We start from the raw sequence: 21,961 nt of genomic DNA, 5'->3' as shown, positions 1-21,961 counted from the left end.
CAGGCAGGTCTGCGGGTCCGGCTCAGACGTCCAGGAAGCGGATGTCCTTGGCGTTCTGCTGGATGAAGGTGCGGCGGGACTCCACGTCCTCGCCCATGAGCATGGAGAAGACGGCGTCCGCGGCGGCGGCGTCCTCCATGGTCACCTGCAGCAGGGTGCGGTTCTCCGGATCCATGGTGGTGTCCCAGAGCTCCTGGTAGTTCATCTCGCCCAGGCCCTTGTAGCGCTGCACGCCGTTGTCCTTGGGGTAGCGCCAGCCCTTGGCCAGGCCGGCCTCGACGGCGGCGTCGCGCTCCTCGTCCGAGAACACGTAGTCGTGCGGGGCATTGGACCACTTGATGCGGTACAGCGGCGGCTGCGCGAGGAACACGTGGCCGGCCTCGATGAGCGGGCGCATGTACCGGAACAGCACGGTCAGCAGGAGCGTGGTGATGTGCTGACCGTCCACGTCCGCGTCCGCCATGAGCACGATCTTGTGGTACCGCAGCTTGGAGATGTCGAACTCCTCGCCGATGTTGGTGCCGAACGCCGTGATCATCGACTGGATCTCGGCGTTGCCCAGGGCCTTGTCCAGGCGGGCGCGCTCCACGTTCAGGATCTTGCCGCGCAGCGGCAGGATGGCCTGCGTCTCCGGGTTGCGGCCCTGCTTGGCCGAGCCGCCGGCGGAGTCGCCCTCCACGATGTACACCTCGCAGCGCTCGGGGTCCTTCGAGGAGCAGTCGGCCAGCTTGCCGGGCATGCCGAAGGACTCCAGCGGGGACTTGCGGCGCGCGTTGTCCCGGGCCTTGCGGGCGGCCAGGCGGGCGTGCGAGGCCATGATGGCCTTGCGGATGATCTCCTTGGCCGGGCCCGGATTGCGCTCGAACCAGTCGCCGAGGTGGTCCGTGACCGCCTTGGACACGAACCCGCGGGCCTCGGAGTTGCCGAGCTTGGTCTTGGTCTGGCCCTCGAACTGCGGCTCGGAGAGCTTCACGGAGATCACGGCGGTCAGGCCCTCGCGGATGTCCTCGCCCGTGAGGTTGTCCTCCTTGGGCTTGAGGATCTCCTTCTCCCGCGCGTAGCGGTTGACCAGGGAGGTCAGCGCGGCGCGGAAGCCCTCCTCGTGGGTGCCGCCCTCGTGGGTGTTGATCGTGTTCGCGTAGGTGTGCACGGACTCGGAGTAGGCGGAGGTCCACTGCATGGCCACCTCGACGGCCATGGAGCGACCGTCCGAGACGTCCTCGGCCTCGAAGGCGATGACGTCGTCGTGGACGTACTCGACCTTCTTGGCGGAGTTGAGGTGCTGGACGTAGTCGAGCAGGCCGTTCTCGTACAGGTAGGTGACGGAGCGGCGCTGCGGCTCCTGCTCCGCCTCCTCCGCCAGGCCGTTCTCCGCGACGTCGTCGCCGGCGGCGCCCTCGCCCGCGATCTCGTCGTCGACGACCTCGTTGGACTCTTGGACGCGCTCGTCCGTGAGGGTGATGCGCAGGCCCCTGTTGAGGAAGGCCATCTGCTGGAAGCGGGCACGCAGGGTCTCGTAGTCGAACTCGATCGAGTCGAAGATCTCCGGGTCCGGGTAGAACGTCTGCACGGTGCCCGTGGCGTCCGTGGCCTCCCCCTTCACCAGCTCGCCCTGGGGCACGCCGCCGTCCGCGAAGGACAGGCGCCACACGTGCCCCTGACGGCGGACCTCGGTGTCCACGCGGCGGGAGAGCGCGTTGACCACGGAGATGCCCACGCCGTGCAGGCCGCCCGAGACGGCGTAGCCGCCGCCGCCGAACTTGCCGCCGGCGTGCAGGATCGTCATGACGACCTCGACGGTCGGCCTCCCCTCGGTGGGGTGCAGGTCCACGGGGATGCCGCGGCCGTCGTCCGCCACGCGCACGCCGCCGTCGGCCTGCAGCGTGACGTCGATGCCGGTGGCGTAGCCGGCCAGCGCCTCGTCCACGGAGTTGTCCACGACCTCGTACACGAGGTGATGCAGGCCCCGCGGGCCGGTGGAGCCGATGTACATGCCGGGGCGCTTGCGGACGGCCTCGAGGCCCTCGAGCACGGTGATGGCGCTGGCGCCGTACTCACCGGGCACCTTCCGGTCCTTCACCGGGGCCTCGGGCTGCCCGACGGCGTCCGGCACGGCCTCCGGGTTCGGCGCGGCCGACGCGGCGGTCGGCTCCTCCGCGGGGTTCTCGGGCATGGCGTCAACCACGGGTGGCTCACTTCCTCGGACGTCGGCGGCAGGGTCGACCCGCGCGCAGGCGCGCGACGCCGCCCGGACATAACCGGCACGCGACACGCTCCCGCAGATCCACGGGGGTGGGGGACGGACGACGGCCGGCCCCCTCTCACTGGTCCCAGTGTACCGCCTGACACCCCGAGGGCCCGCATCGACGGGGGTCCGCCGGGGGAGAACACCCGCTCAGCGGCCAGGGACACGGCTCAGGACGTGCGCAGGAGACCGCCCATGCCTCCCGGGCCGTCACCGACCCTGTGAGCGCGCCAGAGCGGCGCCCATGGCCTCGCCGCGTCCGGCACGTCGTCGTGCGCCGCGGGGGGCAGCCCCGGACTCAGCCGTAGGTGTCGCGCGGCCCGCGGCCGCCGCGCACGGTGCGCGGCCCCTTGCGCCAGCTCGGGGCCTGCGGGCCCGCCACGTCGATGCGGGTCACGACGCCGGGCCCGAGCGCCTCGTCGAAGCGCTGCAGGAGCACGGGGCTCATCAGGCGCAGCTGCGTGGCCCACGCGGTGGAGCTCGTCCGGACCCGCACCACGGAGTCCTCGAAGCTCTCCGGGCGGCAGTGCAGCGCGATCTCCGGCCCCACCAGCTCGGCCCAGCGGGTGAGCACGGAGCCGACCGCCACGGGGGTGGACCAGCCACGGTCGCGGATGAGCCGGCCGAACACGGTGGACACCGTGGCCGGGTCCCGGTCCGCACCCCCGAACGGGCGCCGACGGTCCTGCCGCTCCCGGCCGGCCGACGTCGTGCCCGCCATGGCTCCGGCCAGGCCCGCGCCCGTCCCTCGCGCCCGCAGCGGCGCCTCGCCCCGCTCCCGGGCGGCCTCGCGGACCCGGCGCAGCTGCACGAGCGCCAGGTCCGGCCGGTCCGGCTCGAACGGGGCGGGGGTCTCAGCCATCGGCGCCGCCCTCGCGCCGAGGCTCGCGGATGTCCCCCTCCACGGGGGCCGCGGCGGCCACGGCCTCGGAGCCCTCCGCGTCCTGGCGGATGAGCACGCGGTGGGCCGTGAGCTCCTCGGGGACGTCCTCGAGCGCGGCGGCCGTGACGATCACCTGCTCGGCCCGGTGCACGAGCGCGGCGAGGCGGCGGCGACGGGCGGCGTCGAGCTCCGCGAACACGTCGTCCAGGATCAGGACGGGGCGGGCGTCGGGGTCCGGGTCGTCGGCCACGAGCACGTCGTAGGCCGCCATGCGCAGGGCGAGCGCCAGCGACCACGTCTCCCCGTGGGAGGCGTAGCCGCGCGCGGGCGCCGGGCCCAGGAAGAGGGCGAGCTCGTCCCGGTGCGGGCCCACCAGGGTGAGCGCCCGCGCCCGCTCCTCCTCCCGTTGGGCCTCGAGCGTCCGGTGCATGTCCGCGGCCAGGTCCGCCACGGCCGGGACCTCCGCGTGGGTGCCACGGGCCAGCGGGACGGTGGACTCGTAGGCGTAGGCCGCGGCCTTGGAGCCGTTGGTCAGCGCCGCGTACATCTCCTGGAGGGGGCGGGCCAGCAGGCGCAGCACGTGCAGGCGGCCGTGGAGCAGGCGGGCGCCGGCGGCGCAGAGGTGCTCGTCCCAGACGGCGAGGGTCGCGTCCTCCTCGGGGCCCCAGCGGCGAGAGCCGCGGCTCGACTTGAGCAGGGCGTTGCGCTGGCGCAGCACGCGTTCGTAGTCGGCGGCGGCCTCACCGAGGGCCGGACGCAGCTGCACCATGAGCTGGTCGAGGAGACGACGACGGCCACCGGGCTCCCCCGTCACGAGGCTCAGGTCCTCCGGGGCGAAGACCACGGTGCGCAGGATCCCGAGGCCCTCCTTCGCCCGCACGGGGGCGCCGCGGTTGATGGCCACCCGGTTGGACCGGCCCGGCAGGATCTCCAGCTCGAGGGCGACGGTGCGGGACCCGCGGTGCACGCGCCCGGCGATCCGGGCCCGGTCCCGGCCGAAGCGCACGAGCTGCGCGTCCGAGCTGACCCGGTGGGACTGCTGGGCGCCGAGGTAGCCGATCGCCTCCACGAGGTTGGTCTTGCCCACCCCGTTGGCCCCGAGCAGCACCGTGGACCCCGGCGTCAGCTCCAGGTCGGCCCAGCGGTAGGACCGGAAGTCCGCGACGGTGAGGTGGGACAGGTACACGGGAGCGTCCGGCCCCCTGCGTCAGGCGATGCGCACCGGCATCACGAGGTAGCGGTAGTCGGAGACGACGCCGTCCTCCTGGTTCACGCCGGTGAGCAGGGCGGGCTTGGGCGCGGACGTGAACGCGAAGCGCACCTGCGGCTGGTCCACCACGGCCAGGCCCTCGGAGAGGTAGGACGGGTTGAACGCCACGGTGATGTCCTCGCCCTCGAGCGTGCACGGCACGGACTCGTTGGCGCTCGCGTCGTCGCCGGTGCCGGCGTCCAGGGTGACCTGGCCGTCCGTGAACACCATGCGCAGGGCGGTGTTGCGCTCGGCGACGAGGGCCACGCGGCGGGACGCCTCGACCAGGGCGGCGGTGTCCACCACGGCCTGGATGGGGCTGGACTCGGGGAAGAGCGAGCGGATCTTGGGGTACTCGCCGTCCACGAGCACGGAGGTGGTGCGGCGGCCGCCGGAGGCGAAGCCCACGAGGTCGGCGGTCTGACCGAGCAGGATCTCCAGGTCGCCGCCGGAGCCGAGGGACTTGGCGACCTCGGTGAGCGTGCGCGCCTTGATGAGCAGCGACGTCGAGAGGGACGGGTCCGCCGGGGTCCAGCGAATCTCCTTCATGGCCAGCCGGTAGCGGTCCGTGGCCAGGAAGGTCATGGTGTCGCCCTCGATCTCCACCTTCACGGCGGTGAGGATCGGCAGGGTGTCGTCCTTGGAGGCGGCGACGGTGACCTGGGCGACGGCGTGGGCGAACGCGGCCCCGTCCACGGTGCCCGCGGGGGCCGGCAGCTCGGGCAGGGCCGGGTAGTCGCCCACGGGCATCGTGGCCAGGGCGAAGCGGGAGGAGCGGCAGGTGACGAGCACCTTGCCGCCGTCGAGCTCCACCGTGACCTGGGCCTGCGGCAGGGAGCGGACGATGTCGTTCAGCAGGCGGCCGGAGACGAGCACCTGGCCCGCGGTCTCGACGTCGGCCTCGATCTCCAGGCGCGCGGAGGTCTCGTAGTCGAAGCTCGCGATGGACACGACGCCGGCCTCGGCCGTGATCAGCAGGCCCGAGAGCACCGGCACCGGCGGGCGCGGGGACAGGGAGCGGGCGGCCCAGGAGACGGCGTCGGTGAGGATGTCGCGTTCGACGGTGAACTTCACGAGCTGCACTGCCTCTCTGGGGGTGATGACGGGGGTTGCGGGCCCGGGGGGAACGGCGACACGCGGGCCTCAGCATAGGCGGTCCGCGCGGCGGGTGTCAGGTCGGAAGCGAATGACAAGCGTGTGATTCCAAGGATTCCGACCGCACGGGCGCAGCCCGGGCTCTCGAGGCGCTCAGCTCGGTGTGTGGTGGCGGAGATGATGTTGCTTGGCGGAATCTCTGAAGGGGGATCAGAAGTAGTGGTAGCGGGTGTGGATCCTGTGGAGAACGCCGTTCTGCCGCGTCAGCATGCGGATCCGGTTGGGGGAACCGTGTGGACACCCGCTCGTTCGGGGTGTGCATCCGGTGTGGACGAGCCCCGGGGGTCCTTCCCCCGCTCTGCACAGGTTCGACCGGAGTTGTCCAGACTCATCCCCGGATCCACCCCCCAGTTGTCCACATTCCTGTCCACAGGACGCGTCCACACCCGTCGAAAACCGCGAGATCATGCGGTTTTCGGCTGTGGAGATCTGTGGATACATGTGGACCATCGAATGACATCCGTGTGATTCACCAGCCTGTGCACCGTCGCCGTCCCCAGGGGTGTGGACGCGGCGTGAGCGGCCTGATTCCGCCATCCACAGGGGCGGAGGTTGTCCACAGCACCGGGGGTTCTCCACAGAGTTGTCCACACCGGTGGACAATGTGGACGAAGGCTCGAGTCCCGGTCGAATGTTCGAACCGGGACTCGAGGGTGGGACGGCGGGTGGCTCAGGCGCCGCGCTGTTTCCGCTTGATCTCGTTGGTGAGCTCGGTGACCTGGTTGTAGATCGTCCGCCGCTCGGCCATCAGCTCGCGGATCTTGCGGTCCGCGTGGATGACGGTGGTGTGGTCGCGGCCGCCCAGGACCTGACCGATCTTGGGCAGGGACATCTCGGTCAGCTCGCGCAGCAGGTACATGGCGATCTGCCGCGCCGTCACCAGCGTGCGGGTGCGGGACTTGCTGGTCAGCTCCTCGAGGGTGAGATTGAAGTACTCCCCCGTGGCGTGCAGGATCAGCTCCGGGGTGATCTCGTGCGCCGTCTCGTCCGTGATCAGGTCCTTGAGCACATGCTCGGCCAGCTCGATGTCCACGGTCTGCCGGTTGAGTGAGGCGAACGCGGTCACGCGGATCAGCGCGCCCTCGAGCTCGCGGATGTTCGTGGAGATGCGCGAGGCGATGTACTCCAGCGCCTCCGGCGGGGCCACGAGCCCCTCGGCCTCCGCCTTCTTCCGGAGGATCGCGATGCGCGTCTCGAGGTCCGGCGGCTGGATGTCCGTGATCAGCCCCCACTCGAAGCGGGAGCGCAGCCGGTCCTCGAACCCGGAGAGCTGCTTGGGCGGCAGGTCCGAGGTGATGACCACCTGCTTGTTGTTGTTGTAGAGCGTGTTGAAGGTGTGGAAGAACTCCTCGACCGTCGCCTCCTTGTCCGCCAGGAACTGGATGTCGTCGATCAGCAGGATGTCCACGTTGCGGTAGACCTGCTTGAACGAGGCGCCCTCGTCGTGGCGGATGGAGTTGATGAAGTCGTTGGTGAACTCCTCCGAGTTCACGTACCGCACCCGCAGGCCCGGGTAGAGGCGGCGGGCGTAGTGCCCGATCGCGTGCAGCAGGTGCGTCTTGCCCAGGCCGGACTCGCCGTAGATGAACAGCGGGTTGTACGCCTTCGCCGGCGCCTCGGCCACAGCGTTCGCGGCGGCGTGCGCGAACCGGTTGGACGAGCCGATCACGAACGTCTCGAAGTGGTAGCGGTCGTTGAGGCGGCTGGTCTCCGCGGACGTCGACGGCGGTGCGGGGGTCGGCTTGCCGTTCCCGCTCGGGGCCGCGGTCGCGGCGGGCACGACGTCGGCCGGCGGCTCGATGCGGAAGCCCGGCAGCTCCTCGGCGACGGCGCGGCGGGAGGTGGCGGCGGTCGCGGCCGGGGGCAGCTCGACGTCCGGCGCCGCGGCGTCGGACGGCCCGCCGGCGAGGGAGGAGCGGCGGGCCTCGGAGGAGGGGGTCCGCGGCGGCTGCAGGTTCGCATCGATCGAGATGGCCAGCAGGATCTCCTCGCGGAACTCCTGGGTCAGGGCGTCCGTGAGGGCGTCGGCCACCTGGGTGCCCTGGAGGGTCTCGCGGGTGGTCTCGTTCGGCACGGCCAGCAGGAGCGTGTTGCCGATGAGGCCCTGCGGCTGGGCCAGGTAGACGAAGCCCATGAGGCGGGCGCTGACCCGCGCGTCGTCCTCGAGGGAGCCCAGGACGGAGCGCCACGAGCTGAGCACGGCCTGGTCTGCCACCACGGAGGCTTCCTTTCCTGGGACAGACGTCCCCGAGGACGGGGGCGGCTGCGCGAGACGGACGACGGTGCTCGGAGTCTAACGGTTGTCCACAGGGTTGTGCACAGACGGTGGACAACCCCTATCATCCTGTGGACGACCGTCCCGGGCGCCCACGGGCGTCCGGGATCCGCGCGCACCCGTTTGACCCCTGCGTACCCCGGCCACTAGAGTCGTCTGGTCCCCCGGGTGTCGGTTGATCGTGCCCGCCGGGGATTTCATGTCAGAGCCTCACCGGTCCTTCCCCCTGGTCCACCTGCTCAGGTCGACGGTCGAAGGCACACAACACGTCGTGGAGAGATCACAGTGACCAAGCGCACGTTCCAGCCCAACAACCGCCGTCGTGCCCGCAAGCACGGCTTCCGTGCCCGCATGCGCACCCGCGCCGGCCGCGCCATCCTGTCCGCTCGCCGCGGCAAGAACCGCGCCGAGCTGTCCGCCTGAGGACCTCGGTCCAGGGACGGCGCGCCCCGTGCTGCCCCGTGACCGTCGCGTCCGCACGCCCGCGGAGTTCCGTCACCTCGGTCGCACCGGCACCCGCGCGGGTCGGCGCACCGTCGTGGTGAGCGTCGCCACGGACCCCGACCAGACCCGGTCCACGTCGCCGAGCGCCCCTCGGCCGCGGGCCGGGTTCGTCGTGTCCAAGGCCGTGGGGAACGCGGTGACCCGCAACCGGGTGAAGCGGCGGCTGCGCGCCGTCGTCGCGGATCAGATGCGCCTGCCTCCGCTGCGCGACCTGCCGGTTCTGGTGCAGGTTCGCGCGCTGCCGGCCGCCGCCGAGGCGGACTACGCGCTGCTGCGCCGCGAGACCGTCGGCGCGCTCGGCAAGGCCCTGAAGCCGCATCTGCCCGCCGCCTCGGAGCACGCGTAGATGACCGTCACCCCCTCGCCCTTCGTCGTGCTCGAGCCCTCCCGTGAGTGGGGACCGTTGCGCGCGCTGCCGTCCGCCCTGCTGGCCGGCCTGCTCACGGTCTATCGGGCCGTGGTCTCCCCGCTGTACGGACCCGTGTGCCGGTTCTTCCCCAGCTGCTCCGCCTACGGGCTGGAGGCCGTGCACGTGCACGGCGCGGTGAAGGGGTCGTGGCTCGCCGCGCGGCGCATCGGCCGGTGCCATCCCTGGAACGACGGCGGCGTGGACCCGGTCCCGCCCGGGCACCGGCGCTGGCCGCCGGGCCGGCAGCCGCGCATCCTCACCCTGAACCACCCTCCCATCCCACCTGATCTCCCGCAGGAGGATTGACCCCCATGTTCGAAGCCATCCTCTCCCCGTTCCGCTGGCTGATGTCCTGGCTGCTCGGGGCGTTCCACAGCATCCTGGAGTTTGCGGGCCTGCCCGCGGACTCCGGCTGGACGTGGGCCCTGTCCATCCTCCTGCTGGTGGTGCTCATCCGCACCCTGCTGATCCCGCTGTTCGTCAAGCAGATCAAGGCCCAGCGCGCCATGCAGGCCATCCAGCCCGAGCTGCAGAAGCTGCAGGCCAAGTACAAGGGCAAGAAGGACCAGCTCTCCCGCCAGGCCATGGCCATGGAGCAGCAGGCGCTCATGAAGGAGCACAAGGCGAACCCGTTCGCCGCCTGCCTGCCGCTGCTGATCCAGATGCCGTTCTTCTTCGCGCTGTACCAGGTGTTGATCGGCGCCCGCGGCGCGGCCGAGCGCGGCGAGGCCATGGACGCCCTGTCCGCGGACCAGATCCGCTCCTTCGAGGGCTCCACGATCTTCGGCGCCCGCATGTCGGACACCTTCATGAACTCGCTCGGCGCGCCGGGCAGCGGGCCCGTGATCGTCACGGCGATCGTGCTGATCCTGCTCATGTCGGGCTCGATGTTCTTCATGCAGAAGATGCTCATGACGAAGAACATGACGCAGCAGGCCCTCTCCGGGCCCATGATGCAGACGCAGCAGATCATGCTCTACGCCATGCCCCTGATCTTCGGCATCGGCGGCATCAACTTCCCGATCGGCGTGCTCCTGTACTGGACCTACTCCAACTTCTGGGCCGTCGGCCAGCAGTGGTGGATCATCCGCAACAACCCGACCCCGGGCTCCCTCGCCGAGAAGGAGCTCAACGAGCGCCGCGCCGCCAAGGGCCTGCCCCCCGTGGGCCAGAAGGTCTCGAACGCCGAGGCCACGCCCTCATCCGCGCACACCCAGGCGGGCCGCGGCGGCGCCGTGCTGAACGGTGAGGTCGTCCGCGAGTCGGGTCAGCGCCTCCAGCCCCAGCGCAAGAACCGCAGGAGGAAGTGAGCATGTCCGCCGAGAACGTGACCCCGGCCCCCGAGGCCGAGGACGCCGTCGTCGAGACCCCCGCGGGCCAGGGCTCCCGCGTCGAGGAGCAGGACGGTGCCGCCGTCTCGGAGGCGGTGCGCCGCCTCGAGGAGGAGGGCGACGTCGCCGCGGACTACGTCGAGGAGCTGCTCGACATCGCGGACCTGGACGGGGACATCGACATCGAGGTCCGCGACGGGCGCACGTACGTGTCCGTCGTCTCCGAGGACCACGACGAGCGCCTGGACGGCCTCGTCGGCCCCGACGGCCGCACCCTGGAGGCCCTGCAGGAGCTCGTCCGGCTGGCCGTGCTCGCCGCCACGGGGCACCGCTCCCGGCTGATCCTGGACGTCTGCGGGCACCGGGAGCGCCGCAACGTCGCCCTGCGCACCGCCGCCCAGGCGGCCGTCGAGCGCGTCCGCGCCGGCGAGGGCCCCGTGCACCTCGAGTCCATGGGCGCGTACGAGCGCAAGATCGTCCACGACGTCGTCGCGGACGCCGGCCTGACCTCCGAGTCGGAGGGCGAGGGCGCCCGCCGGCACGTGGTCATCTCCGCCGATGACTGAGCGGGGCTCGGCCTACGAGCGGCGCCCCGGGTTGGATCCTCAGGACCGGGGCGAGCGCCCCGCGCCCGTGGGGCAGCCGGCACCGCCGCTGACCGATGCGCTGCGTCCGGCCGCCGTCGAGCTGTTCGGCGAGGGCCTCCCCCGTGCCGAGGCGTACGTGGCCCACCTGGCGGACACCGGCATCGAGTGGGGCCTGATCGGCCCGCGCGAGGCGCCCCGTCTCTGGGAGCGCCACGTCCTGAACTGCGCCGTGGTCGAGGAGCTCCTCCCGCAGGGCGCGCTCGTGGCCGACGTCGGCTCCGGCGCGGGCCTGCCCGGCCTGTGCCTCGCGCTCGCGCGCCCCGACTGCCAGTTCCTGCTCATCGAGCCGCTCGAGCGGCGCGTGGAGTGGCTGGACATGGTGGTCGCCGACCTCGGCCTGGAGAACGTGGACGTGATCCGCGGCCGCGCCGAGCAGGTCTCCGGGAACCTCGACGTCGACGTCGTGACCGCCCGCGCCGTGTCCGCGCTGAAGACCCTCGTGCCGCTGACCATGCCGATGCTGCAGGGCGCCGGGGAGCTGCTGGCCATCAAGGGCCGCTCCGCGGCCGACGAGATCGCCGCCGCCCGCAAGGTCCTGCGCAAGTATGGTGGTGCCGAGCCCGAGATCCTCACGGTGGGCGAGGGCCTGCTGCCCGAGACCACCACCGTCGTGCGCGTCAGCGCGCGTCCCCGCTGACCCCTCCCCCACCGGGACGGGACGGGCCGGGCGGCAGCAGATCCGCACACCCGCGACCCAGGAGGTAGAGCCGCATGGCGCAGGAGCAGGAGAGCCGGGGTGGGGCCTGGAGGGCCCTGCGCCAGAAGTGGACCGGCCGGACCGCCGAGAAGGGCGGCGCCGACGCCGAGGAGCCCGCGCGGCTCCAGCGTCGCCGTCTGACGCGCCCCGACCGCACCCGCGTGTTCACGACGTCCAACCAGAAGGGCGGCGTCGGCAAGACGACGACGACGGTCAACCTGGCCGCGGCCCTCGCCCGCGCGGGCATGCGGGTGATGGTGGTGGACATCGACCCGCAGGGCAATGCGTCCACCGCGCTGAACATCCCCCACACCGGAGACGTCGCCTCCGTGTACGACGTGCTCCTGGGCGAGATGGAGATCCAGGACGTCGTGCAGGACGCCCCGGACGTGGACGGCCTGCAGGTGGTGCCCGCGACGATCGACCTGGCCGGTGCCGAGATCGAGCTGGTCTCGCTGGTGGCCCGCGAACAGCGACTGTCTCGGGCGCTCGAGGCGTACACCGCCTGGCGCGAGCAGGACGGCCAGGAGCGGCTGGACTACGTGTTCATCGACTGCCCGCCGTCCCTGGGACTGTTGACGGTCAACGCGTTCGTGGCGGCCGAGGAGGTGCTCATCCCGATCCAGGCCGAGTACTACGCCCTCGAGGGCCTCTCCCAGCTGCTCAAGAACGTGCAGATGATCCAGAAGCACCTGAACCCGCGTCTCCAGGTGAGCACCATCCTGCTGACGATGTTCGACGCGCGGACCAACCTCGCCGTGCAGGTGGCGGAGGAGGTCCGGACGCACTTCCCGGAGCAGCTGCTGAACACCGCGATCCCCCGCAACGTCCGCATCTCCGAGGCCCCCAGCTATCAGCAGACGGTGCTGACCTACGACCCGGCCTCGGCCGGCGCCGTGGCGTACCGGGAGGCGGCCGCGGAGATCGCCGGCCGCGGTGCGCCGACGGCCCTGAAGAGCTGACGCCCAGGCGACCCGCTGTTGCGGTCGCCAAATGGCGCTGCTGACGACGACGAAGCCCGCCGGAGGGAGCGATCCCCCGGCGGGCTTCGTCGTGAGTGAGCGTGGCCCGGAAGATGGGGGGTGAAAAGACAAGCGGAAACGCTGGGCATATCGGAAGTTCGTGTTTCACGTGAAACGACCTTCTCTGAGGGTGCGAGCGTGGTGCCGCCGCGGCGGGACGATGGGGAGGGGTGCCCGTGGTGGACCGCTCCCATCTGTCCCGCTCCCCTCTCTTCCGCTGGGCCGGCGCCTCCGCCGCCGGCCAGGCGCACCTGTCGCGAGGCCTGGGTGCAGCCGCGGGCGGCGACGCACGAACTCACGGGGTGAACGGCATGGCGGCGGGGCGGAGACGGCGGCTGTGTGGGGGCCGGCGGTGCACGCTGCGTTGAAGTGCTCCGCGAGGGCTGCGCGACGCGTGGGGAACGTCCTGGCCGCCGGGCGCGGCCGTGCAGGGTATAATCCGTCCCTCCTCCTTCACCCGGGTGCGCTGCAGCCTCGAGGATGCAGCCAGCGAGCAGGCCGGGTGCTGTGACTGGGTGCCCCCTCTCCCCCACGGTCAGACCTCCTCGCCGTCGGTGACGTGCAGGGAATCGGGGCCAGAGCGGAGCACGGGCCGTGGTGTCGCCGCGAGGCACGCGGCCGGTCTGCCGTCAGCGTGTGCGAGAGCAGACGTCAGCGGCGATGGTGGGCTGCTGTGATTCGTCTGAGTTGGAGGGGCCGAACGGCGGCGCCAGAAGGACAGTTCTACTGTGCATTCCTGTGTACGGAGTAGGAGAGAGTCCGGCGAAGAGGGGCGGCCGCACGCCCCCAATGTATACAAAGACAAGCATGTGAGCTGGCACTTTGCGGAGTCAGCAGTGGTTAGCGGCTATCGTCGATGTTGATATGTGGACAAGATCTGTGGACAAGGGGACGCCGTGGGTAGGTGGCCGTGGGTGCCACCATGGCGCTGGTTGGTCTGGCGAATCCCCAGCGCGGCCCGACGGCTAGGTACGGGGTCGGCAGGGGAATGCTGAGTCAGCCTGGGTCCCCTCCCCCGGGAAACCCGCATCAGCTCAGTGCGGGACGCTCAGGCCACACGGTTCTGACCCCTGCAAACGACGTGGAAGCAGGACGTCGATCACTCAGGTGGTGGCCGGGGGTTTCACGTAAAACACGATGCTCGCGCGTAGATCTAGCGTCGATCCCCGGAGGGAGCCGCGTGCGGACGGACGGGTGAAGACCCGGTTCCACACGAGTCGGACGTGAAACTTAATGGGCAAAATGGGCAGACGGGAGGAATGGGCCCGGTCTGTCGGGCGGAACGGCCTGCCATATGTCTGTACGGCCGCTGCTGACGGCAGCGACTACATCGAACAGTACGGTCAACGGCACAAGTCGGTGCAAGCTGCGCGACATGGGACCCGCGACCCGGCGTTCGTGCCCAGTACGCCGCCACGTTTCACGTGAAACCGAACGACCGACGTCCGGCGCTCGACGCGCCCGGGTCACGACGTCAGCAGCGCGAGGAGTCTGAACCTCGAACGCATCTCACGCCTCCTATGGACGCCAGTATCTGAATGCAACCCGCTCGTGGGCGGACTTCCGTGGCACGAGTGCATGGTCGAATCTTCGAACGATACGTTTCACGTGAAATGAGCTTCGGGTGAAAGCGCCGTGCCGCGAGGTCACAATCCCAGGCGATCCAGGGAGCACACGATCCGTGCCGGGAGCGAGCTGACCGAGAATGGCGCAGTAATGTGGCACTGACTCGCGGGTGAGCGAGCACGTGGGTTACCCGAACTCATGTCGTACTTGGATGACAGACTCGTCCGTGTTTCACGTGAAACGCGGATGGTGAGGCAGCGTTCAATTCGTGAGCTGCGCGGGTGTAAGGAAGCACTGACGGCGAAGCGACGAGTAGGCCGAGCTCATCCGTTCGGCGATTCGAGTGTTCACATCACACCGCGGGGAAGTGGCACGAGTGCTTCGCTGCTGGTCCGCCATTGCGCGTCCGATGAAGCACATACATCATGCGGGTAGCCAGCGATCTGAGTACCGTCCGCACGGAGGGCTGATCGGCCGGGGAGAACACGAACAACAAACTGACAGCCGTGATTCTGATACCGTCCGCTCGTCGACGCGGGCTCGCGTTTCATGTGAAACGAGTGAACTTCGAGAGGGAACACGAGGAGGTCTTGAGGATTGCAGCGGCACCCTTCCGAAGCGCCCCCACTATGAGTGTTCCACGTGAAACACTCACGCTCGCGGCAGGTGCTGTCCGCGCGCCCACATCCTGCCGTCCGGGCCCAATACGGACGTCTCACCCCAGAACCGAGGCCCGAACCTCGCCGCGCCCCTTGCACGTGTCAGGCCCTCGCGCGCCCCCCGGCGGTCAGGGCCAGAGCACCTTGAGAAGTGTCTTCCCGCCGCCCGGGACCATCGAGACCAGGCCGCTCACCTACACTGATCCCAGACCCACTCACTGCAGGAGGACCCGTTGAAGACGAGCCGTCGAGGAGGCCTGGGGCGAGGCCTCGGCGCCCTGATCCAGAGCACTGTAGAAGCCCCGGAAGAGAACGCCGAGGCCACCTCCCCGAAGGACTCTGCGGTGCCGGTGAAGAGCGGCCCGAAGGCTGCCGCGGCAGCGGAGGCCACCACGACATCGACGCGGAGCACCGCGACGACCGAGACGCCAGGGGGGTCCAACGAGCCCGCCCCGTCGGCCTCGCAGCGGAAGACCGCGGGCCGAACGACACAGGCCGGGAAATCAACGGCTGCGACTGGCAGGAACGCCACGTCCGCCACGAAGGCAGGGCCCACCTCGTCGAAGCGTGCCTCGCGACCCGCGCAGCGTCCCGTCGACGTGTTCTTCTCCGCAGAGTCCGAGGATGCACCCGCGGCGCGGCCGACCAAGGGGCGTCCGGCCATGCCGACGGTGAAGGCGCCCAGCAAGCGTGCCACCTCCGCGACGTCGTCGAGGAAGGAACCGGGGGACTCGAGCGTTGAGTCCGCCGCGACCGAGGGGACCGTGTCCGCGGACATCGCGGTCCTGCGGGAGATCCCGGTGGGGGACATCCACCCCAACCCGCGGCAGCCGCGTGAGGTGTTCGACGAGGACCACATGGCGGAACTGGTCACCTCGATCCGCGAGGTCGGCATCCTGCAGCCGATCGTCGTGCGCGAGGTGGACGGCCCCACCCCCCATGAGCTGATCATGGGAGAGCGCCGGTGGCGCGCCACCCAGAAGGCCGGCCTGGACACCATCCCGGCGATCGTCCGCCAGACCCCGGACCAGGACCTCCTGCGGGATGCTCTGCTGGAGAACCTGCACCGCTCCCAGCTGAACCCGCTCGAAGAGGCCGCCGCCTACCAGCAGCTCATGGAGGACTTCGCCTGCACGCAGGAGGAACTGTCCCAGCGCATCGGCCGCTCTCGTCCGCAGATCTCCAACACGCTGCGGCTGCTCAAGCTGCCGCCCCTCGTGCAGCGCCGCGTGGCCGCCGGCACGCTCTCGGCCGGCCATGCGCGTGCGCTGCTCGGTCTCACGGACCCGTCGGACATGGAGCGTCTGGCGCAGCGGATCCAGTCGGAGGGCTTGTCCGTCCGGTCCACGGAGGAGGCGGTCGCGCAGCTGCAGGGCGGGCTCCGGCCGGGCCGCACGCCGCGGCGCAGCACGGACGACGCCCGCCACGAGCGCCTGGACCACTACGCCACCGCGCTCACCAGCCGCCTGGACACCGCCGTGAAGATCACCCTCGGCGCGCGCAAGGGCCGCATCGCCATCGACTTCACCACCGTGGAGGACCTGAACCGCATCATGGACCTCATCCAGGGCGGTCAGGACGGCAAGGGGAAGGGCAAGAAGTCCTGATCCGGAGTTCCCGCGGACGGCGTCCACGGGCACCCGCCGCTGGTCCTGAAGATCAACGCACGACGGCCCCGTCACCCTCTGGGGTGACGGGGCCGTCGTGGTGAGTGGGGGAGGGGCTCAGCCGAGCAGGGCCGAGAACTCCTTCTCCAGCGCGGCCTTGGGCTTGGCGCCCACGGACTCGGCGACCTTCTCGCCGTTCTGGAAGCCCACGACGAGCGGGATGGAGGTGACGCCGTAACGCGCGGCGATGGCCGGGTTCTCGTCCACGTTGAGCTTGGCGATCACGGCCTTGCCCTCGTGCTCCACGGCCATGTCCTCCAGGACGGGTCCGAGCATGCGGCACGGGCCGCACCACTCGGCCCAGAAGTCCACGAGGACGGGCAGCTCGGACTGGAGGACCTTCTGGTCGAAGTCGGCGTCGGTGACGGTGATGGTGCTCATGGCAGCCTCCTGGGGTTTGTTCTGTGTCTGACGAGGGTGGACAGGGGTGTTATCGACATGATTCATGACGCTCCGTCAGGGGTCATGAGTCAGTGGCTCATGCCGGGTTCGCGTCCGACTCCGGGCCGGCCGGCGCGGCCTCCTCCACATCGGCCACGGTCGCGAGGTAGTGCTCCACGTCCTGGGCGGCCACGCAGCCCGAGCCGGCGGCGGTGACGGCCTGGCGGTAGGTGTGGTCCGTGACGTCGCCGGCGGCGAAGACGCCCGGCTGGGAGGTCCGGGAGGACGGATGGTCGATGCGGATCGTGCCGTGCTCCGTGAGCTCCACCTGGCCCTGCACCAGGTCCGTGCGCGGGTCCTGGCCGATGGCCACGAACAGGCCGGTCACGTCCAGCGTGGACGCCTCGCCGGTGCGGGTGTCCCGCAGGCGGAGGGTGTTGACCTTGTCGTCACCGGTCACCTCCGTGACCTCGGTGTTCCAGCGGAACTCGATCTTCTCGTTCTCCATGGCGCGGTGGGCCATCACCTTGGAGGCGCGCAGCTCGTCCTTGCGGACCAGCACGGTCACCTTGGACGCGAACTTCGTGAGGAACAGGGCCTCCTCCATGGCGGAGTCGCCGCCGCCCACGACCGCGATCTCCTGCTCGCGGAAGAAGAAGCCGTCGCACGTGGCGCACCAGCTGACGCCGTGGCCGGAGAGGCGCTCCTCGCCGGGAACGCCGAGCTTCCGGTAGGCGGAGCCGGTCGTGAGGATGACCGCGTGGGTGCGCAGCTGGGTGCCGTCGCCGAGCGTGAGCACCTTGGGGTTCGACGTCAGGTCGGCCTGCACGACGTCGTCGTAGACCACCTCCGTGTTGAACCGGCGGGCCTGGGCCTCGAGGTTCGCCATCAGCTCGGGCCCCTGCACACCCTCCGGGAAGCCCGGAAAGTTCTCCACCTCGGTGGTGTTCATCAGCTCGCCGCCCGCGGTCACCGCCCCGGCCACGAGGACGGGGGAGAGGTCGGCGCGGGCGGTGTAGATCGCCGCGGTGTATCCGGCGGGGCCGGATCCGACGATCACGACGTTGTGGACGCTCTGGTCCTGGGCGGTGGGGGCCACGGGTTCCTCCAGTGGATCGGGGTGGTGGACGCTCCTCCAGGACAACGGCGGAGCCACGGGCGGGTATTCCGCGGTGTCGGGCCGCGGTGCAGCGACGTCCGGCGACGGCGGCCGGAAGGTCCGGCGCGCCGTCGCCTGGGCGCGGGGTCAGCGGACGGCGATCTCGCCGAGGCGCAGGCCGAACGGGAGGTCCGACGTCGTGCCCTCCAGCTGGGGCAGCGAGGTGAGGCTGACGATCACGTACTCGGCCTCGGCCTCGGCGCCCTCGAAGGGCACGGGGATGGAGACGGTGTCCTGGTCGAAGGTGCCGTTGCCGATCTCCTTGGCGTTCGCGCCCTCGGGGGAGTCGGCGATGTAGGCGAACCAGGCGCCACCGGTGGCCCCCGTGCTCTGCAGGGTCACCTCGTTCACCTCGGTGCGCTCCTCGAGCTGGACCACGAGGTTCATGCTCTCCACATAGCCGCCGAAGTTCGGCCGTGCGTAGGCGAAGGTGCGCCACACGGTGGTGGGGTCGCCGTCGATGAGGTTGCTCAGGTCCGCGTCGTGCTCGGCCTCGTGCTCCGGCAGGTCCGGCACCGAGCGCAGAGCCTGGACGGGCTGCGGGGCGGCCGCGGCGCTCTCGCTGGTCGGGGTGGGGGAGGGGCTGGTGCTCTCCGACGGCGACGGGGTGTCCGATGCGGACTCGGACGACGCAGACTCAGACTCGGACGACGCGGCCGCGGCCTGCGGGGCCGGCCCGCCGCGCAGGTTCTGGGCCAGCAGCACCCCGCCCACGACGAGTGCGGCCAGCAGGCCGAGCACGAGGAGCAGGGCCAGCGGACCGCCGCCGCGCGTGCGGCCGTTGCCGTCGCCCGGGTCGGCCACCGTGGCGCCGTCGTCGCCCCCGGTGGTGGCCGGGGCAGCTTCAGCATTCGGAGCCGCGGCGGCGGCCGTCGCACCGGCGGCCGTCGTTGCGGCCCCGGCCCCGGCAGCCACCGGCGCGGCCGTGCCGCGGGACTCCTCGTGGACGGGCGGCGCGGACTCGGCCACGATCGCTCGGCGGGGGACGGGGCGCTGGCGCCGCACGGGGATCGCCTCGGTGTCCGGGGCGACCGGCTCCGGCGCGTCGGTCTTCTCGGCCGCCACGGGCTCGACGGGCTCGACGGGCTCGACGGGCGGCGTGGCCCCGTCGGCATCGGCGTCGGTGGTCTGCGCGGCGGCGGCCCCCGCCGCGACAACCGGGAGTGCGGCGGTGCCCGCCTGGGCCTCGCGCTTCTCAGCTTCGCGCTCCGCGGCCTCGCGTTCCTGGGCCGCGCGCTTCTCAGCCTCGCGCCGCTCGGCCTCCCGGGCCCGCTCCTCCTCGGCACGACGGCGGGCCTCGGCCCGGCGCTCGAGCTCGCGGCGCTCGGCCTCCTCCCGCTCCGCGGCCAGCCGGGCCTGCTCGGCCTCTCGCTCGCGCGCGGCCCGATCCTCAGCCTCCTGCTCCGCCTGGCGACGGGCGCGCTCGGCCTCGGCGCGGCGCTCCTCCTCGGCACGCTCCTCCGCCTCCCGGCGCTCGCGTTCTGCGCGCTCGGCGGCCTCCTTGCGCTCCCGCTCGGCCCGCTCCGCGGCCTCCCGTTCGGCGCGGGCCCTCTCCTCGGCCTCCTTGCGCTCCCGCTCGGCCCGCTCGGCGGCCTCCCGCTCGGCCCGCTCGCGCTCCTCCTGCTGCTTCCGGGTGGCGGCGTCCGCCGCGGCCAGGGCCGACGCCCCGGCGGCCGCCTTCGCCGCGGTGCCGTCGGAGGGACGGACCCGCTCGGCGAGGCGCTCGGAGAGGCGGTTCAGGAACCCGGGACGACGCTGGGCCTCGTCCTCGTCCGCGCGGAGCCGGCGGTCGAGGTCGGTGTAGTACGCCTCGTCGTCGTCGTAGGCGTGGGGGTCTCCGGTCCGCGACTCGCCGAACAGCTCGGAGCCGAGGCTGTCCGTCTGGAACGGCTCCACGTACAGCTCCTGCGGGTACGCCAGACCCAGCAGGACGTCCGGGTCGGGGTCCCCGCCGGCGATCAGGTACGTGCGGCCCTCGGACAGCCCCAGGTCGAGCACCTGCACGTCGTCGGTGCGCTCGCCCGTGGCCAGCTCCCGCGCGGACGAGGCCACCTGCGTGGCGTTCTCACGTGAGGCCACGAGCACGGTGACGCGGCGGTTGAGCACCTGGTCCGTGCCCAGGAACACCATGTCCTGGTCCGCGGACGTCACCACGTGCTGGGTGATGCGATAGCGGCCGCCCAGGACGGCGCCGACGGCGATGGGCTGGGGCACGGGCTCTTCTCCTGACGACGGGGTCGGAATCCGATGATACGTGGCGTGGCCGTCGCGGCCAGAGATCAGCCGACGCGCAGCAGACGACCCAGCGCCGGCACGCGGGCGACGAGCGGCCGGAGGGCGTCGTCCAGCTCGGGGAACCGCATGGCCCGCAGCACCATCAGGTACACCGGACCCATCGCCACGGCGGCCACCGCGCACGTGAGCAGCGCCGTCCCGATGGAGTTCCACGCGAACCCGCCGGTGTACCCGCCCAGCAGCCACACGACGACGACGCCCGCGGCCGCCGCGGCCAGCGCGGCCAGGCCGGTCTGGACGTGGGCACGCAGCACGGATGCGAGGCCGTAGTCCCCGAACCGGCGCACGGTGAGCACATGGGTCAGGACGAACTGGTACACGTACGAGACGGACGAGGCGACCGCGACCCACAGGGCCATGGACCACAGCGGCAGCAGCATCGCGCCCGCCCACGAGAGCAGCAGCATCAGGAGCGAGCCGCTGACCTGGACCACCATCGGCACCTTGGCGTCCTCGGCGGCGTAGAACACGCGCAGCAGGTAGAAGGAGCCCGAGCGGAACGGGATGGACAGCGCCAGCGCGAGCAGGACCGAGCCCACCGCGACGCCGGCCACCATCGCCGTCTCGGCCGTCGAGCCGAAGACGCGGCCCAGGGGGCCCGCCAGGACCACCACGCCGGCGAGGCAGAACATCAGCGGCACGGTGAACGCGCGCAGACCCTGCGCCGTCGTGCGCCGCACCGCGGACATGTCCTGGCGGCCCATGGCGCGGGCCAGCCGGTTGAAGAGCACGGTGGCCAGGGAGAGCACGAACACCGAATGGGGCAGCACGGCCATCAGCATCGCCATGTTGTACGCGGCCACACCGGGGATGGCCGCCTGCGCCATCTCGGCGCTCCAGGTCTCCGTGCCCGGGATGCGCAGCTCGCCGCGGTCGCGGGCCTCCGTGGCGGAGGTGACGTACCGCTGGCACAGCAGGAGCACCACGTTCGTGGCGACCATCGTGACCAGGGTGTACCCGGCGATCCGGCCGGTGTCCCGCAGGCCGATGCCCTTCCAGCCGAACCTCGGGCGCAGGCCCAGGCCGAGCCCGCGCAGCGGCAGGAAGAGGATCACGGCCTGCAGCACGACGCCCAGGGTGTGGCCGCCGGCCAGCACGACCGTCTGTGCGCTCGTCCACCCGGCGAGGTCGTCCCCGGCCCGGTACGCCCCGAACATGCCCAGGTACAGCACGATCGCGCCGATCGCGACGACGTTGTTCAGCACCGGCGCCCACATGTAGGCGCCGAAGCGCCCGTTGGCGTTGAGCACCTGCCCCACCAACGCGTACATGCCGTAGAAGAACACCTGGGGCAGACACCACAGGGCGAACACGGTGGCCATCTCGAGCTTCTCCGGCGACCAGCCGCGGGTCAGGGCCGTCATGAGCGGGGCCGCCGCCAGCATGACCACCACCGTGCCGGCGAGCATCACGAGCGTGCCGAGCGTCATCAGGCGGGAGGTGTAGTCCGCGCCCCGGTCGGCGTCGCGGGCGTGCTTGATCAGCTGCGGCACGAGCACGACGTTGAACACGCCGCCCACCAGGAGCAGGTAGATCACGTTCGGCAGGGAGTTGGCGATCTCGAAGATGTCGGCCATGTCCGCGGACAGGCCGATCGCCACCGTCACCAGCGTCGCACGGACGAGGCCCAGCACGCGGGAGAGGAGCGTGCCGGAGGCCATGATCGCGGTGGACCGGCCGGCGCGGCGCTCGCCCTCGGGGGAGCCCGTCCTGTTCCTCTCCGACCATCCGGTCACCGGCGGCTACCCGGTGATCGGCGTCGTGGCCCGCGCGGACCTCAGCCTGGCGGCCCAGCTGCCGCCGGGCGCCCGCGTCCG

17 protein-coding genes and 1 pseudogene are annotated in these 21,961 nt (G+C 71.3%); 9 read left to right on the top strand and 9 right to left on the bottom strand.

Annotated elements, in window-relative coordinates; genetic code table 11:
• Positions 1 to 22: 22 nt before the first annotated feature.
• The 5 genes from gyrB to dnaA form a co-directional block, all read right to left on the bottom strand.
• Complete coding sequence (gene gyrB, locus J1M40_RS09780; RefSeq protein ID WP_342356899.1) at positions 23 to 2,185, bottom strand: DNA topoisomerase (ATP-hydrolyzing) subunit B; 2,163 nt, start codon at positions 2,183 to 2,185, stop codon at positions 23 to 25.
• A 358-nt stretch (positions 2,186 to 2,543) separates the two neighbouring features.
• Positions 2,544 to 3,107, bottom strand: a complete 564-nt coding sequence (locus J1M40_RS09775; RefSeq protein WP_002856448.1) for a DUF721 domain-containing protein — start codon at positions 3,105 to 3,107, stop codon at positions 2,544 to 2,546.
• A complete protein-coding gene (gene recF, locus J1M40_RS09770) occupies positions 3,100 to 4,314 on the bottom strand; it encodes a DNA replication/repair protein RecF (protein ID WP_073117166.1) in 1,215 nt (404 codons plus the stop codon). The genes J1M40_RS09775 and recF overlap by 8 nt, the downstream gene beginning before the upstream one ends.
• A 21-nt stretch (positions 4,315 to 4,335) precedes the next feature.
• Positions 4,336 to 5,451, bottom strand: a complete 1,116-nt coding sequence (gene dnaN / locus J1M40_RS09765; protein ID WP_002856446.1) for a DNA polymerase III subunit beta — start codon at positions 5,449 to 5,451, stop codon at positions 4,336 to 4,338.
• A 751-nt stretch (positions 5,452 to 6,202) separates the two neighbouring features.
• A complete protein-coding gene (dnaA, locus tag J1M40_RS09760) occupies positions 6,203 to 7,750 on the bottom strand; it encodes a chromosomal replication initiator protein DnaA (RefSeq protein WP_101965672.1) in 1,548 nt (515 codons plus the stop codon).
• 342 nt (positions 7,751 to 8,092) lie between these two features.
• On the opposite strand from dnaA, the gene rpmH reads away from it, so the two are divergent.
• From rpmH to J1M40_RS09720, 8 genes are all read left to right on the top strand, one after another.
• Positions 8,093 to 8,230, top strand: a complete 138-nt coding sequence (gene rpmH, locus J1M40_RS09755) for a 50S ribosomal protein L34 (protein WP_002856443.1) — start codon at positions 8,093 to 8,095, stop codon at positions 8,228 to 8,230.
• Between the two features lie 28 nt (positions 8,231 to 8,258).
• Complete coding sequence (gene rnpA / locus J1M40_RS09750; RefSeq protein ID WP_002856442.1) at positions 8,259 to 8,657, top strand: ribonuclease P protein component; 399 nt, start codon at positions 8,259 to 8,261, stop codon at positions 8,655 to 8,657.
• Positions 8,658 to 9,026 carry a membrane protein insertion efficiency factor YidD gene (yidD, locus tag J1M40_RS09745; protein WP_020628390.1) on the top strand — a complete coding sequence of 123 codons (369 nt, stop codon included), beginning with the start codon at positions 8,658 to 8,660 and terminating at the stop codon, positions 9,024 to 9,026. It abuts the gene before it with no gap.
• A gap of 5 nt (positions 9,027 to 9,031) precedes the next feature.
• Positions 9,032 to 10,030 (top strand): membrane protein insertase YidC, encoded by a 999-nt coding sequence (gene yidC / locus J1M40_RS09740; RefSeq protein WP_036337315.1) that lies wholly within the window; start codon positions 9,032 to 9,034, stop codon positions 10,028 to 10,030.
• Between the two features lie 2 nt (positions 10,031 to 10,032).
• On the top strand, positions 10,033 to 10,617 hold the full coding sequence (locus tag J1M40_RS09735; protein WP_101965673.1) for a R3H domain-containing nucleic acid-binding protein: 585 nt from the start codon (positions 10,033 to 10,035) through the stop codon (positions 10,615 to 10,617).
• Positions 10,610 to 11,335, top strand: a complete 726-nt coding sequence (gene rsmG / locus J1M40_RS09730; protein ID WP_080694941.1) for a 16S rRNA (guanine(527)-N(7))-methyltransferase RsmG — start codon at positions 10,610 to 10,612, stop codon at positions 11,333 to 11,335. Before J1M40_RS09735 ends, rsmG begins: the two co-directional genes overlap by 8 nt.
• A gap of 74 nt (positions 11,336 to 11,409) precedes the next feature.
• Complete coding sequence (locus J1M40_RS09725) at positions 11,410 to 12,357, top strand: ParA family protein (RefSeq protein ID WP_101965674.1); 948 nt, start codon at positions 11,410 to 11,412, stop codon at positions 12,355 to 12,357.
• Between the two features lie 2,518 nt (positions 12,358 to 14,875).
• A complete protein-coding gene (locus J1M40_RS09720; RefSeq protein ID WP_078025341.1) occupies positions 14,876 to 16,249 on the top strand; it encodes a ParB/RepB/Spo0J family partition protein in 1,374 nt (457 codons plus the stop codon).
• A 117-nt stretch (positions 16,250 to 16,366) separates the two neighbouring features.
• Here the strand turns inward: J1M40_RS09720 and trxA are convergent, their stop codons facing one another.
• From trxA to murJ, 4 genes are all read right to left on the bottom strand, one after another.
• On the bottom strand, positions 16,367 to 16,756 hold the full coding sequence (gene trxA / locus J1M40_RS09715) for a thioredoxin (protein WP_323662986.1): 390 nt from the start codon (positions 16,754 to 16,756) through the stop codon (positions 16,367 to 16,369).
• A 31-nt stretch (positions 16,757 to 16,787) separates the two neighbouring features.
• Positions 16,788 to 17,789: a thioredoxin-disulfide reductase gene (gene trxB / locus J1M40_RS09710; protein ID WP_010079783.1), complete on the bottom strand. Its 1,002-nt coding sequence runs from the start codon at positions 17,787 to 17,789 to the stop codon at positions 16,788 to 16,790.
• Between the two features lie 147 nt (positions 17,790 to 17,936).
• The gene (locus J1M40_RS09705; RefSeq protein WP_101965675.1) at positions 17,937 to 20,063 is read right to left on the bottom strand and encodes a hypothetical protein; all 2,127 of its coding nucleotides are present in this window, start codon (positions 20,061 to 20,063) and stop codon (positions 17,937 to 17,939) included.
• A 65-nt stretch (positions 20,064 to 20,128) separates the two neighbouring features.
• Positions 20,129 to 21,805, bottom strand: a complete 1,677-nt coding sequence (murJ, locus tag J1M40_RS09700) for a murein biosynthesis integral membrane protein MurJ (protein ID WP_241252205.1) — start codon at positions 21,803 to 21,805, stop codon at positions 20,129 to 20,131.
• 31 nt (positions 21,806 to 21,836) lie between these two features.
• On the opposite strand from murJ, the pseudogene J1M40_RS09695 reads away from it, so the two are divergent.
• Positions 21,837 to 21,961, top strand: a pseudogene (locus tag J1M40_RS09695) (allophanate hydrolase subunit 2 family protein); the annotation flags it as partial.

Source organism: Micrococcus sp. KRD026 (genome assembly GCF_017168445.1).
Classification (GTDB): Bacteria; Actinomycetota; Actinomycetes; order Actinomycetales; family Micrococcaceae; genus Micrococcus; species Micrococcus luteus.
The sequence above is the reverse complement of the archived record's forward strand: the minus strand, read 5'-3'. Positions and strand labels throughout refer to the sequence as shown.

What these genes read in the sequence shown, in the direction of transcription:
- murJ (WP_241252205.1), bottom strand. Translation starts at nt 21,805, where the DNA reads ATGGCCTCCGGCACGCTCCTCTCCCGCGTGCTGGGCCTCGTCCGTGCG.
- J1M40_RS09775 (WP_002856448.1), bottom strand. Translation starts at nt 3,107, where the DNA reads ATGGCTGAGACCCCCGCCCCGTTCGAGCCGGACCGGCCGGACCTGGCG.
- yidC (WP_036337315.1), top strand. Translation starts at nt 9,032, where the DNA reads ATGTTCGAAGCCATCCTCTCCCCGTTCCGCTGGCTGATGTCCTGGCTG.
- J1M40_RS09725 (WP_101965674.1), top strand. Translation starts at nt 11,410, where the DNA reads ATGGCGCAGGAGCAGGAGAGCCGGGGTGGGGCCTGGAGGGCCCTGCGC.
- rsmG (WP_080694941.1), top strand. Translation starts at nt 10,610, where the DNA reads ATGACTGAGCGGGGCTCGGCCTACGAGCGGCGCCCCGGGTTGGATCCT.
- J1M40_RS09735 (WP_101965673.1), top strand. Translation starts at nt 10,033, where the DNA reads ATGTCCGCCGAGAACGTGACCCCGGCCCCCGAGGCCGAGGACGCCGTC.
- trxA (WP_323662986.1), bottom strand. Translation starts at nt 16,756, where the DNA reads ATGAATCATGTCGATAACACCCCTGTCCACCCTCGTCAGACACAGAAC.
- yidD (WP_020628390.1), top strand. Translation starts at nt 8,658, where the DNA reads ATGACCGTCACCCCCTCGCCCTTCGTCGTGCTCGAGCCCTCCCGTGAG.